General features: G+C 45.8%; 10 protein-coding genes. 3 read left to right on the top strand and 7 right to left on the bottom strand.

What is annotated here, in order from left to right; translation table 11 throughout:
* Positions 1–20 precede the first annotated feature (20 nt).
* From A6E01_RS07375 to A6E01_RS07360, 4 genes are all read right to left on the bottom strand, one after another.
* On the bottom strand, positions 21–875 hold the full coding sequence (locus tag A6E01_RS07375; RefSeq protein ID WP_017028798.1) for a MurR/RpiR family transcriptional regulator: 855 nt from the start codon (positions 873–875) through the stop codon (positions 21–23).
* A 236-nt stretch (positions 876–1,111) separates the two neighbouring features.
* Positions 1,112–2,761: a pyridoxal-dependent aspartate 1-decarboxylase PanP gene (panP, locus tag A6E01_RS07370; protein ID WP_065209949.1), complete on the bottom strand. Its 1,650-nt coding sequence runs from the start codon at positions 2,759–2,761 to the stop codon at positions 1,112–1,114.
* Between the two features lie 109 nt (positions 2,762–2,870).
* On the bottom strand, positions 2,871–3,383 hold the full coding sequence (locus tag A6E01_RS07365) for a hypothetical protein (RefSeq protein ID WP_017028796.1): 513 nt from the start codon (positions 3,381–3,383) through the stop codon (positions 2,871–2,873).
* A gap of 113 nt (positions 3,384–3,496) precedes the next feature.
* Positions 3,497–4,402: a LysO family transporter gene (locus A6E01_RS07360; RefSeq protein WP_026026183.1), complete on the bottom strand. Its 906-nt coding sequence runs from the start codon at positions 4,400–4,402 to the stop codon at positions 3,497–3,499.
* 332 nt (positions 4,403–4,734) lie between these two features.
* On the opposite strand from A6E01_RS07360, the gene A6E01_RS07355 reads away from it, so the two are divergent.
* Positions 4,735–5,340 (top strand): TfoX/Sxy family DNA transformation protein, encoded by a 606-nt coding sequence (locus tag A6E01_RS07355; RefSeq protein ID WP_237334458.1) that lies wholly within the window; start codon positions 4,735–4,737, stop codon positions 5,338–5,340.
* Positions 5,341–5,747: 407 nt separating this feature from the next.
* On the opposite strand, the gene sstT is transcribed toward A6E01_RS07355, so the two are convergent.
* The 3 genes from sstT to A6E01_RS07340 all read right to left on the bottom strand — a co-directional run bounded on the left by sstT (position 5,748) and on the right by A6E01_RS07340 (position 11,747).
* Positions 5,748–6,965 (bottom strand): serine/threonine transporter SstT, encoded by a 1,218-nt coding sequence (gene sstT, locus A6E01_RS07350; protein ID WP_017242741.1) that lies wholly within the window; start codon positions 6,963–6,965, stop codon positions 5,748–5,750.
* A 615-nt stretch (positions 6,966–7,580) separates the two neighbouring features.
* Positions 7,581–10,658, bottom strand: coding sequence for an efflux RND transporter permease subunit (locus A6E01_RS07345; RefSeq protein WP_065209948.1), 3,078 nt, complete (start codon positions 10,656–10,658; stop codon positions 7,581–7,583).
* A gap of 9 nt (positions 10,659–10,667) precedes the next feature.
* Positions 10,668–11,747 (bottom strand): efflux RND transporter periplasmic adaptor subunit, encoded by a 1,080-nt coding sequence (locus A6E01_RS07340; RefSeq protein WP_065209947.1) that lies wholly within the window; start codon positions 11,745–11,747, stop codon positions 10,668–10,670.
* Positions 11,748–11,858: 111 nt separating this feature from the next.
* On the opposite strand from A6E01_RS07340, the gene A6E01_RS07335 reads away from it, so the two are divergent.
* Together A6E01_RS07335 and A6E01_RS07330 are read left to right on the top strand one after the other, a co-directional pair.
* Complete coding sequence (locus tag A6E01_RS07335) at positions 11,859–12,464, top strand: TetR/AcrR family transcriptional regulator (RefSeq protein ID WP_017028495.1); 606 nt, start codon at positions 11,859–11,861, stop codon at positions 12,462–12,464.
* A 96-nt stretch (positions 12,465–12,560) separates the two neighbouring features.
* Entirely contained in the window at positions 12,561–14,186 is a 1,626-nt protein-coding gene (locus A6E01_RS07330; RefSeq protein ID WP_065209946.1) for a peptide ABC transporter substrate-binding protein, read from the top strand.
* The last annotated feature ends 1 nt before the right edge of the window (position 14,187 follow it).

Here is a 14,187-nt window from a genome sequence, read left to right as displayed (position 1 = left end):
TTTTTATGATTGTCTTGGAATTAAAACTGTTCGTCTTTACCGAAGCGCGACTCACGCAGTGCTTCTTTTACACGTTTTAGGTTGTCTCTGAAGCTACTACCACGTCGCAATGTAAAGCCGGTAGCCAACACATCGATGATCGTCATTTGAACGACACGGCTCGCCATTGGCATGTACACATCGGTATCTTCTGATATATCTAGGGTGATAGTCAGTGATGCTGCTTTATCCAGTGGAGAGTTCTTTGATGTTATGGCAATAACCGTTGCGCCATTGTCTCGGGCTAGGTGCGCAATTTCGATCAGGCTTTTGGTTCTGCCTGTGTGAGAAATTAAAACTACCACGTCATTGTCAGTACTATTGATACAGCTCATGCGCTGCATAACAGGATCGTCAAAGCAGGTGATTGGGATATTGAAGCGAATAAATTTGTTTTGAGCATCTTTTGCAACGGCAGAAGAGGCGCCTTGTCCGTAAAATGAGATGCGTTTTGCTTGAGTGAGTAAGTCGACAGCTCGGTTGACTTGTTGCGCATCTAAACTGTTTTTTGCCACATCAAGGCAGGCCATGGTCGACTCAAAAATCTTATGAGTGTAGGCATCAGGGCCATCGTTTTCTTCAACGTTTCGGCTAACGTAGGGAGTGCCATTCGCTAGGCTTTGCGCCAAGTGCAATTTAAAATCTGGAAATCCCTTAGTGTCTAAACGACGGCAAAAACGGTTCACTGTTGGCTCGCTGACATCAGCCAGCTTGGCTAAAGTTGCGATACTGGAGTGAATTGCCGTTTGGGGGTTAGCCATTATTACTTCAGCAACCTTTCTTTCGGACTTACTGAAGTTCTCTAAATTTTTTTGTACTTTTTCTAAAGTATTCATGAAGTTGGCTTATTGAATAATTTGAATGCGTGAACTCAATAATGAGACCGACGGGCGCGAAAAAACGAATGAAATCAGTATATACCGTTATGTTCTAGCGGTGTAACAAAACCGAAATTTAATGACAAGTAATGCGTTAGAATATGACAAACTTCAAACTTGAAGCCGTAAATTACCCGTATTTAGCCACTAAATTGTGCAATATTTAGCGGCTATTTAATTTGTGAGTAAAAAAATTACAACTCAGATTCGATAGTGCTGACGAGGGCATCTATCTGTTTGTTTAGCGATGGCGCCATCTTAGCGATCTCACGCTGTTCATTGAGAACACTGTTGAGTATATCGTGGGTGGTCAATGGGTTTGCTAATACCACTCTAAAGACGATAGTGGTCATGCTATCCCATTGCTTTGGCGTGAGTGTAGTACGCGATACAAATGACAAACCATTTTCACGTTGACGCTTCTGGATAAATTGTGTCAAACCATTCAGTAATTCGTTTAGCTTGTGCTTACTCTTGCCGCTGGCCTTTTCTAGTGCCAAACGAACACGCGCTGGGATATATCGATACGTGAGCAAACATAACTCAGGGTCGGTGATTAACTCAAAATCGTCCTGCTGACTGACTAAATCTGCAAAGTATTGCGCCTTGTCTAGACCTTCATTGATTAACAACTCATACCCTGGTCGGCTGATAATGTGCATGCTTGAGTACACCAGCATGGCCATACCCGAGCGAGAGCCTTCAAGGGAATGACTACCAAGGTCTTTCGAGCCTTTTCGCAGAATATAGGCCGCGTGATGCTCAACACTTGCCATGGCGTGAGGGTCTTTAAACAGAACCATGCCAGCGCCCATTGGGATGTACAACTGTTTGTGCGCATCAATGGTGACAGAATCGGCAAGTTCAATGCCCGCAAGCATGTGACGGTGTTTATTGGACATCAGAGTCGCGCCGCCCCATGCAGCATCAACATGGAAGTGACATTGGTGCTTTTGGCATTGCTTGGCGATATCTTCTAACGGATCAATGTTACCGGTTTCTGTGGTACCGGCTATCCCGACGACTGCGATGGTTTTAATGCGGCTTTCTTCAAGCTCAACCAGTTTCGCCTCTAAATCATCGAGACAGATCTTGTTGTTCTCATTAGTCTTGACGGCAATCAGGCTTTCTCTGCCAATACCCAAAACGTCGGCGGCTTTCTTCAGTGAATAGTGGCCACGCTCTGATACAAGTATCGCAATGCCTTCATACCCATAGTGCTTAAGCGCCTTGAAAATGCCTTGCTGCTCAATACCTTTGAATTCGCCGTCAGCAGGGAACGCATTGTTTCTTGCCACCCATAAAGCGGTGATGTTCGCGATAGTGCCACCAGAGCAAAATGCCCCAAGGGAGTGTTGCGCGCTATGCATCCATTGTGAGTAGAAGTCATCGGTTTGTGCATAAATGAGACTATGCAACATACCCAAGACTTGACGCTCTAATGGCGTGAAGGCTTTGGAGGTTTCGATTTTCACCAGGTTTTGATTCAGCGCAATCATGATCTTTGATAGTGGCATCAAGAAATAAGGCAGTGCTGACGTCATATGGCCAATAAAGCTTGGCGATGAGGTGTGTACAGAGTGAGACACTAGAGTGTCTAGCAAGTGCTGAGTGTGCTCTGAGACGAAAGTTGGTGACTCAGGCAACAGGGAATCATTGAAGTCTTTCTCGATTTCTCGAAGAGGCTTTTCCTCAGCAACGATATGCTCTTTTAGGAATTCATTCAGGTTTAGTGAAAGCCTGTCTTCGATTTGAGTCAGTGTAGATTCTGGCCCTTCCGGAACAGTAAATATTCTGAGTAAGCTTTCGAAATCAACTTTCGCTGTTTTGTCCTGTGAAACCATATTGAATGCGTTTGTGTTGCTGAAATTGCGAGACAATGTAATAAATAAATGAAGCAAAGTCTCGCATTATTTTTTATGTGTTGCTTTTATAAACAGCGTCAATGAGTGACTAAGATTTACAGTCCATAGCGACAACGTCTTGAATTGACTGGTTATATGAATCGAGAGCGCCTTGGATCTTGTTTGGATGACTGAGTAGATCAGCAAGAGCAGAGCGGAATTCATAGTTCTGTGGGTGTGACTTCGCTTGACGATATTCGAAGCTTTGTTTAGCGATGTTGCCTAATTCATCATCACGAGTGGCTAGTTCTTTAATATCGCTTTGGGAGAGCTGTAACCAGGACTCAACGTCTAATTCAGTAGAGACTTTGTTGGGTTGCGACTCTAGAAAGGTATGTACAGCAGCACGATTTAATTCAAAGTGCTTTTTACGGCCCTCAAGAAACCACTCACTCACTTCTTTAAGCTCTGGTGAATCTTGACTCGTCATAGTGGCAAGATCTTGATACCAGTTGATTGAGGCATCGATGTAGGTGTCGTATTTTTCGATCTGACATTCCGTGTTTGCTGCAAATGCAAAAGTTGGCAAGGCTGACAACAGTAAAACCAGCGTTTTGTTCATCTTATTATTCCCTAGGTTGATAGACCCTACGAGTGTAGTGTGGCTAATCTAGCAAATCTCATATCAATTACCAAAGCGTTCAATGATTGAATGTGAGCGATCGCGCCTTATCTTTACATTCCCAATCCCGAAAAGGTCAGGATCAAGATAGGAACAAGCAGACTAAGGATAAAACCGCTCACGATAGCAACAGGTACACAGCGAATTCCGCCGGTTTGTTGTATTACTGGCAAGGTAAAATCCATAGCAGTCGCACCTGCGTAACCAATGGCAGTGCAAGGGCGAGTTTTTATTAGCATGGGAATGAAAATAAGCGCTACTAACTCTCTTAATAACTCGACGATTAGAGAGGCACTGCCATACAAAGGCCCATAATTATCGGTGATCAGGATGCCAGTTAATGAGTACCAGCCAAAGCCAGACGCCATAGCCAGTCCCTGACTAAGGGGTAAGTCCAATAACAGAGCCGAAACAATACCGCCTAGCCATGATGTAATGACAATAACGCCTGCGATGATCAGTCCGTGTTTGTTGATGATAATTTCACGAAGCGTCAGGCCACTGTTTCTAAGCTGGATACCAATTAAGAACAGCAGTACAAACAAGGTCCACTCACTCGCCGCATGCACCCACGACCAATAGCCTGGAAAAACCAGACCGATAATGACCCCAAGAGCGACCACTACGACCAACTTTAGTGACTCTGATGCCATTTGCAGCAATGGTAATTTATTCTGCTTTCCATCAACTGCCAGTGGCAATTTTGCATCGATAAAGGGTAGGGCGATTAAGTTGAATACACTCATGCTGACAAAAAAGCATGCGGTGACAGTCAGAATCTGCTTGATGTTGCCGCCAAGGTTATCCATCCCCGCAATACTCAGACCCATAAGGAATAGGATGAATAACACAGTATGCGAGCAGAACTGATTGATCTTATCGAGAATACGGGAGTTTTTGACTGAAATCAGATACCCAACAATAAGGGGTATGAAAATGAATAATAATCCTGAAAACATATGTTACTGGGGCTCTTAATGTCTATATGCAAGAGAATCATCTGGCCTTGCATGAATCCTTTCGAAGATGGACTAGCTTACACCAAGCTTATTCAAGAGACGAATAACTATTGTTCTCTTTAACCATGATTTTTTTCAAATAATACAATTTCTTGTGTGAATGTTGGGTGCGATCTAGCTCGCAGCAAGTAGTACTTTTCATCATTGCAATAATACTAGCGTTTACTCGACAACCGTATGCCTGCCCGCAAAAATTATAAGGTACCGTTTGCATAAGCATTCTTTGTGTATTTACGTACGGTAGTGAGATGGAACTTATGGAGAATTGTGTTGTGGCTATAGATGGAATTAAGGCTGTAATTGATGATATTGAACGCTTTGAAGGACTTTGTACACGTCCTATGTTTGGGGGGACGGGCTATTTTGTTAACGATGCCATGTTTTTACTGGTCGATGATAACAAGGCGTTCTTAAGAGGAGGTCAAACGCTCACAGAAGAGCTCATTGATTGGGGATGCGAACAGTATCAATATCAAAAACGAATAGGCTGTGCCAAGGTCCAGTACTACGACATTACTGACATGCATGCACAAGAGAGAGCTCGAGTTCAATTGCTGTTTTTTCGATCTATTGAGATTGCGAAGCAAGATAAGATCAAATGCAATTGTCATGATCGAATTCGAGACTTACCTAACCTACAGCTCAGTATTGAGAGAATGCTGGCGAGAGTAGGCATTATTGATATTGCAGAGTTAAAGCAAGCAGGATCAAGTGAGTCTTTTAAAAGGCTACAACAAATCTACGGCTTAGATCTGAGCATTAATTTGCTTTGGAAATTGGAAGGAGCGATTAGAGGGATTCACTTTTCTTTGCTAGAGCACAAAATCAAAAATAGCCTTCTTTCTAAGGTAGTGTCGAGAGGGCACCCTCGCTCCTAATACTCACTTTAGGCATTTTACTTTTATGATTGACGTACTAGGGTCTGTTGACCTTTTGAGGTTATTTTTGTAGCGATTTGTTGGGTATTAATACAAGGCAGTCGCTTTTAGGTGTGGTGGTTCCACATGAAAAGTGACTAACGCGGTAGAAATGCCCAACAAAGCGCTACCCGAAGGGCTCGTCCAGAACTCATTTACTCATCGTTGAGCGACTTTTGCTTAGATGACTAGGCGGCAAGTCCCTCGCCTTGATTAAATGACTTCTGGTCGAGCAAAATTTAATCGCAAAAGGTCAACAGACCCTAACTATAAAAATAAAAAGCCTGACTTTGATAGAGTATCAAAATCAGACTTTCAATCACTTAATCCAATAAAGCGTGCTAACTCAGCATTAGCGCTGTGATTGGTTAAACTTGTTCTTTAGCGTGTTCAGCGCGACAAACTGCAGCAGTGAATACTACGTCTGTTGAGCTGTTTAGGGCTGTTTCAGCAGAATCTTGAATTACGCCGATGATGAAGCCCACCGCAACAACCTGCATTGCCACTTCGTTTGGAATACCAAATAGGCTACATGCTAGAGGAATAAGCAGTAGTGAACCGCCCGCAACACCTGATGCACCACATGCAGAAACTGCAGCGATAAGGCTAAGTAGGATAGCCGATAGGATATCTACTTCAATGCCTAGCGTATGCACTGCTGCAAGCGTTAGTACTGTGATTGTGATTGCTGCGCCACCCATGTTGATGGTTGCGCCTAGTGGGATAGATACAGAGTAAGTATCTTCGTCTAGTTTTAGTTTCTCACACAGTGCCATGTTGACTGGAATATTCGCTGCACTTGAACGGGTGAAGAACGCAGTCACACCACTTTCACGTAGACACTGAAGTACTAGCGGGTATGGGTTTTGCTTAGTTTTAACCCAAACAATGATTGGGTTAACCACTAGCGCGATGATCGCCATTGCACTTAGTAGAACAAACAGTAGGTTTGCATAGCCAAGAAGTGCACTAAAGCCTGTTGTTGCAAATGTTGCAGCAACCAAACCGAAGATACCAAATGGGGCTAGGCGGATAATAAAGCGAACAATTTGCGATACGCCGTGGCTAAGGTCTTCAAAAACCGCTTTCGTTGTGTCAGAAGCGTGGTGAAGCGCAAGACCTAGACCGATACCCCAAGCAAGAATACCAATGTAGTTAGCATCCATCAGAGCGTGTACTGGGTTGTCGACGATCTTAAATAGAAGCGTGTGTAGAACTTCTGCAATCCCTTGAGGAGGTGTCGCACCTGTTGCACTGTCAACTAGGGTTAGCGTCGTTGGGAATGCAAAGCTAAGTAGAACGGCGGTGATCGCAGCTAAAAAGGTACCAATTAAATACAGGATGACGATCGGACGCATGTAGGTATGTTGGTTTTTCTTCTGGTTGGCAATAGAGGCAGCCACCAAGATAAATACCAAAATAGGAGCAACGGCCTTTAGAGCACCAACAAACAGACTACCTAGTAGTCCTGCGCTGGTGGCGGCAGAAGGAGAAGCAACGGCTAAAAGGGCGCCGGCAACGATACCGACTAAGATTTGCAGGACAAGGTTACCCTTGGCCATACGGGCGATGAATGTGTTTTGCATAATATATCCATATAACTGGGATGAGAAAGCCGCTCCCAGGGTTTTTATAAGTTATAAGACGCTGGCTTAAACGCTTTTCTTGGGTTTGCTGACCTCTTGTGAGTAATTGTAATTAAAGGTAAGCAGCACATAGCATAAAAGGATAAATCTCAATGTCTAGTGGATAATCGTTTGCATTGGTGCTTTTTTAGCTTTCTGTAGTGATCTTCGTTAACAATTTAGATTTATTTGTAACATTTGGGTGGTGGAGCGGGATAAAGGAGTAATGACGTCAAACTGGAAAACACGCAGTGTTTATCCAGTATCTTGGGGGGTGCTAAAGCTGACTTTTGGCATTTTCTAAGATCCTGATTTTCATCAGGATGACGTTCTGGACTCGTCATATTTGTGGCGCACATCGTCATACTGGAAAACACGCAGTGTTTATCCAGTATCTTGGGAGTTGCTAGAGCTGACCTTTGGCACTCTCTAAGATCCTGATTTTCATCAGGATGACGTTCTGGACTCGTCATATTTGTGGCGCACATCGTCATACTGGAAAACACGCAGTGTTTATCCAGTATCTTAGGGGTTGCTAAAGCTGGCCTTTGGCACTCACTAAGATCCTGATTTTCATCAGGATGACATCACTGGCTCGGCTTTCGGTTTTTTCGCCATCAACTTAAACATTGCTGGCACGAAGTAGAAGGAAATAAGCGTTGTCAGTGTTGTGCCTCCGGCGATGGCGACCGCAAATGGGGGCCAGAAGCCTCCGCCACCAATAATGAGAGGGGTAAAGCCTCCCACGGTAGTGATGGTGGTTGAGGTTATGTGCCTAGTACAACTCATTACAGCCGTTAGTATTGCCTCTTTGTCGCCTGCGCACGCTTCTGGGCTTGCTTTTAGCTCCGCTAGTATGACGATGGCGGCGTTAATAGCTAAACCGACAATGCCGAGCATGGCGATAATAACGGTAAAGCCAAACGGGTAGTCGAAGAGGAATACCGACAGTATCCCAAGGCCTGCTGCAAGGCCGGCAACGGCAAAGATGATTCCGCTTAACCTAAATGAATTAAAGGAAATGACGACCACCAAGATCATTAAGGTGATCACCATCGACAGGTTGGCAATCAAGCTGTTAACGGACTCATCGCGCTCCGCTGATTCGCCGCCAAACTCCATACGATAGCCTGTCGGTAAAGAATAACTCTCTAGCGCTTTTTGAAAGTCATTGAGCACGGTTTGTGGCAAAACGCCAGATTCGAGATAGCCTTCAATGGTATTCACGCGCTGTCCATCACGCCTTGGGATTGCGCCACGGCTTGGCGTGAGCTTAAGCTCGGCAATTGTCGAGATACTGATGCCTGTGGTGTACATCTCTGAAACAACAGGCAGTCGTAAATTACTCAAGTGAGTAATATTTTCTCTATCCGAATCACCCACGCGCACGCGCACTGGAATAGATTCACTCGCTTCTATGATGCTGCCACTTTCTCTGCCCACTAAGGTCGCTTGTAGAAGGTCGGCAAAGTCACTTAACGCAAGGTTATTTAGCTTTGCGGTGTCTTCATCAACATCAAGCCAAACCTTTGGCGTGCCCGGTTGTAATGTTTCTCTGGTGTGGGTGACGTGATTGGTATTGGCCAATATCAGCCTGATATCTTCGCCAATCATTTTTAGTCTATCTAGGTTTTCTCCGTAAATACGCAGTTCAATGGGCGCTTTGAACGGAGGGCCTTGCTCTAACTTGCGCACTAAAATCTGTGCGTTGGGTATGCTTTGGCTGAGCTGACGTTGCAGCTTTGGAATTGCATCGTTCGCCGACTGGAAGGTATCCATCTTCACCATCGCTTGCCCAAAGTAGGGGGCTTTGCTTTGCGAGGCTTGCAGGTTGTAATAGAAAGAAGGGAAGTTAGCCCCGAGTAGCCAATTGACTTGCTCGACTCCCTCATATTCTCGAATGATGGCGTCCACTTTCTTTGTGGCTTGTTCGGTGGCGTAGATGCTCGCTTGAGGCGATAGGTACACTTGCACCTCAAACATATCTCTGTCTGATGGCGGGAAGAACTGCTCTGTCAATTGCGACATACTCAGGTATCCGCCAATGGGAACAGTAATTACCAAGGCAATGGCGATGAGCGGACGGCGAATGGCAAACGCCACAGTTTTAGAAAAAGCTAGAGTGAGCGCAGGAAAATGTACCCCAGTTTGATACCAGCGATTCGACGATGTATGACTCGGTAATATCTGCGCGGCGAACCCGGCAATGATAGTGTGAGAAATAAGGTATGAACCCACTAGAGAGAAGGATACCGTAATGGCGATAGCACCAACGAATTCGCCACTCGCGCCAGGCATTAAGAAGATAGGTGCAAAGGCCAAAACTGTAGTTAGAGTGGAGCCTAATAACGGCACCCAAAGGTGTTCAATCGCCTTAAGTGCTGATTCGAGTTTCGCCTTACCTTGCAGTCGGTAGGTCTGAATAGTATCCACCATCACTACGGCGTTATCGACCATTATGCCCAATGCCACAATCAGGCCTGTGACGGACATCTGATTGATAGGGATTCCTGTAAACTTCATCAATACCAAGGTGAGCATAGAAGTTAAAGGAAGAGCGATTGCCACCATAATTGCAGCTCTAAAGCCGAGTGTGAGCAGCAGCACCACCAAGATAATGCTAAAACCGAGCAGCAAGCTACCGCTTAATTCCGATAGTCGCGATTCGGTATACCCTTGCTGATTAAAGAGGATATTGACCTTAATGTTGCTCGGTAGCTCTGTTTGATACTGCTCAATGAGGGCCTCTGCGCGAGGCGTCCACTTGTCCACGCGAAGATGTGATTGCATGCGTGCGGCGACTATAACGCCAGGCGCTCCACCTATCACGGCGATTTCATCAGCAGGGGTCTTTTGGGTTCGCTCGACCGTAGCGATATCACCAAGGCGCACCATGTGCCCTTGTTCGTCAATAGAGATAGGCACTTGGCGGATGCGTTCAAGGGAGTCGAGATCAGAGGCGATTTCTAGACCAAAGCGTGAGTTACCGTTGACCAGTTCACCGGCTGAGTTCTTTGCGTCTGCCCCATCAAGGCTATCGGCGATGCTGGCACTAGAGCCGCCCATGGCGACCACGCTGTTGGTATCAAGGCTGACTAGTACCTCCTCTTGTGGCATGCCATATTCGTCAACAAACTCTGTACCGGAGACTGAGCGCAAACGTGAGGCTAGCTCTTTTGAATATCGACCTAAAGTCAGTAGGTCACTTTCCCCTTCACCTTGCCAAATGAGTGAAGCGATAAGAGTAAAGGCGTAGGTGTGGTCGCTATCAAGCTCTGGCGCTAAAGTGCCGTCTGGAAGAAAAGGGGTGACGTCAGAGAGTTTGTCGCGGGCCTTGGACCATATAGCGTCCGGCTGGGTAATGTCATCGTTAAGTTCAATGGTAATGATAGAAACGCCGGGGCGAGAGGTCGACGAAAGCAGCTTTACCTCACTGAGTTCACGCAGTTTGTTCTCAACCACTTCGGTTACTAGCGCCTCAACACGCTCAGCACTGGCACCAGGGAAGGTGGTGGTGACGTTGGCAAAGCGATTGCTGATGATTGGGTCTTCCGCTCTTGGCAAGGTATTCAGCGCAGAGAAGCCACTGACCAACAAAAATGCGGTCATCAGCACAAGTAACCGGGTGTTGGATATGATATTGATAAGTTTCATATTCTATCCTTAGCCCTGCTTAGGTGAGACGACTTGACCCGGTACGACGCGGTGAAGTCCGTTTTCAACAATGCGCTCACCCTCAGAGATAGCACCCGCTACATACGCTTGCTCATTGTCGGCAAATAGCACCTGAATACTGCGTCTCTCAATAACGTTGTCTTGGGTTAGGACAAACACGTTCCATACGCCGCGAATCCCATCAGTTAATGCTGTATTCGGAATCCAGAAGCCAGCTTCAGGGATGTTCTCGGTGTAGGTCAGATAAGCCAGTTGCCCATCCAGCACTCGCGCGGTGTCGGGCAGAAGGTAGCGCAGACCAATACTGCGAGAGTTAAGATCGACAGTTCCACCAGGGTTGATCAACTTGGCGTCATATTGATTCCTACCAATACGAATCTTCGGGTCGGATATCTGGCTGACTTTACGCAATTGTATGGTTGGGATGCCGATGAAGGCTTCTTTGTCATTTTCTGATAGTAGAGTCAGTGTGGGGGAGCCGGCATTGACCACATCACCGAGAGAAACGTGGCGTCTGCTGACCGTACCGGAGTAGGGCGCCTTAATTGTCGACTTGGTTTGTTTAAGACTGTTTGCCTGAATGACAGCGTTGAGCCTGACGGTATTCGCTTGCAGCACGCCTTTTTGGCTGTTGAGCGCATCAATTTCCGCTTCAGCACTAAACCCTTTTGATTTGAGCGACTGCTGCCTTTTGAGGTTAGCATCCACCAAGTTTAACTGGGCGCGTATTTCATTTCGCTGTGCTCTTAACTGCCTAGCCTCGGTCTCTAGTAACTGAGTATCAAGGGTGATTAGAGGAGTACCTCTGTCGACCTTATCCCCTACATCGACCAATATGCTGGACACTTTTCCTGCAAACTCAAATCCAAGACGTGCTTTTTGTCCTGCCTGAACGGTACCTACATACTCGCGCTCTACTTGATATTGCTCGCTTTGCTGAAGGGTATAGGTTTGAACAGAGACGGTTTGTACGTACTCTTCTTGTTGGGCCTTTGAATCAAAACAGCCACTGATCGCTACTGACAATGACAATAGTGAAACGACTTTGAATTTTGATGTGTACAACATGACAGACATCCTTGATGCAACGTTTATGAGTCTATTAAAACCCAATCAAACTAGACTGTCCAGTTTGATTGGGTTATATTTGTAAAAAATGTTGAGTATTTGAGAGAAGACATGGTTAGCAGAAGTGAGCGTAAAAGAGATCAAATTCTTCAAGCGGCAGGAAAGTTGTTTGCGGAGCACGGTTATGGGGTGAGTATGGATGCCATATCTAAGGCCGCTAACGTCTCAAAACAAACGGTGTATGCCCATTTCAAAACCAAAGATGTGTTGTTTGAAACCTGCATACAGTCTAAGTGTGTGAGTAACCGTATTGATGAAAACGCGTTTAATACCGACGCTCCGGTTAGGGATGTGCTACTTGAGTTTGGTGTTCGCTTTCAAAATATGTTGCTGGATAAAGGGGTGCAGCAAACCTTTCGCAATGCCATTAGCCAACTGGAATTGCATCCAGATCTAGCGGCGCTTTATCTTGAATCCGGCCCCAAAATGACCAATCGCGTGTTGAGCAATTATCTCTCTAAAAAAGTAGATGCAGGTGAGTTGTCTCTTCAAGGATCAGCAGAGGACGGCGCTATGCAATTGCTGTTACTGTTTCATGGTAGAGCTGTGTATTGGGCAAATTTGGGGGAGGATAGTGGTGAAACCCCCGAACAGCGTGCAGCCTACATTGAAAGTTGTGTGGATCTGTTTTTAAAGGGAAATGGGCACCGGGTGTAAATAGTGTGATATCAAAAGAATTATTCGTATCGTAATTTCAAAGAGTTATGTAACAATTGAAGTCACGGTAGATTATTTCGCAGATAAGGATATTTCATGACCCTGCCTTCACTTAGCGTACTCGCGACCTCAGTACTCATCGCTAGCCAATTTTCATCTCAAGTGTTGGCAAATCCATTGCCTCAAAATGTAACGCTTGCGTCTAGCCAAGAGCTAGTGCGCGCCAATGATGCCGAAGTAGCCACCCTAAACCCAATTAAAGCGGAAGGGCTACCAGAGATGCACGTGGTTCGCGATCTTTTTGAGGGCTTGGTTATTCAAGATGCCGATGGCAACGTCATTCCAGGTGCCGCTGAGCGCTGGGACAATGAAAACAATCAAGAGTTTACCTTCTATCTTCGGAAGAACGCCAAGTGGTCTAATGGTGACCCTGTCACGGCTGACGATTTCGTCTATAGCCTTCGTAAAGCGGTTGACCCTAACACTGCATCACCGAATGCTTGGTATCTGAAGCTGACCGAAATGCTCAATGCTGAAGATATTATTGAGGGGAAGAAGTCTCCTGATAGTCTCGGCGTGGAAGCGTTGGATGACCACACTCTTAAGATCACCTTATCTAAGCCAGTGCCATACTTTTTAGCGATGACCGGTCATACCGTTATGATGCCGATTCATAAAGCGAGTGTGGAGGCCAATCCTGATTCATGGGCAAGGCCAGGAAACTTGGTATCCAATGGGGCATTTGTCTTAGACGAGTGGGTGGTGAATGAAAAAATCACGCTTAAGCGCAATCCAAATTACTGGGATAGCAAGGATACACGATTAGATAAAGTCACCTATATCCCGTTTGAAAGCCAAATGGCGGCTTATAATCGTTATCGTAGCGGAGAGGTGGATATTACCTCCGATGTGCCGGCGCAAATGGCCACCAAGCTGGCTAAAGACCTTCCAGATGCGTATCAAGTAGCGCCTTTGTTGTGCACTTACTACTACGCGTTTAATACACAGCGCGAAGCCCTTAAAGACCCTAAGGTCAGGCAAGCCTTGTCTTACAGCATCATGCGCGATGTGGTGACTACAGGCATCACCAATAGCGGTCACCTTCCAGCCTATACCTTTGCTCACAAAGACGTTGCAGGCTTTAATGCGACAAAACCAGATTATGCGAACTTAACTCAAAAAGAGCGTGACGAAAAAGCGGCAGCGCTGATGAAGGAGGCGGGCTATGACGAATCAAACCCTCTCACACTTAACCTTTTATACAACACCTCAGAGAGTCACAAAAGTATTGCGGTGGGTATTGCCTCTATGTGGCATAAGACGCTAGGAGTGAATGTCACCTTAGAGAACCAAGAGTGGAAATCTTATCTGGACGCGCGCAAGGCCGGGGAGTTTGATGTACTGCGCGCCTCTTGGTGCGGGGATTATAACGAGGCCTCAACCTTCTTAAGCTTGTTTACCTCAGACAACGACAGAAACTTTGCCTTCTATGCAAACCCTGAATACGACGCGGTGCAGGATAAAGCGCAAACCGAAACAGACGAGACAAAGCGAAGTGCGTTGTATGACCAAGCTGAATCTATCCTAGCCACAGATATGCCTATCGCTCCGATCTATTACTTTATGCAAGCGCGCTTAGTACGACCGAATGTCGGCGGCGTTCCCAAGCACAATGCTGAAGGGCGTATTTACTCTAAAGACCTTTACATTAAGAAGCTGTGAG

Origin of the sequence: Vibrio breoganii (genome assembly GCF_001677275.1) — a bacterium.
GTDB lineage: Bacteria > Pseudomonadota > Gammaproteobacteria > Enterobacterales > Vibrionaceae > Vibrio > Vibrio breoganii.
The sequence above is the reverse complement of the archived record's forward strand: the minus strand, read 5'-3'. Positions and strand labels throughout refer to the sequence as shown.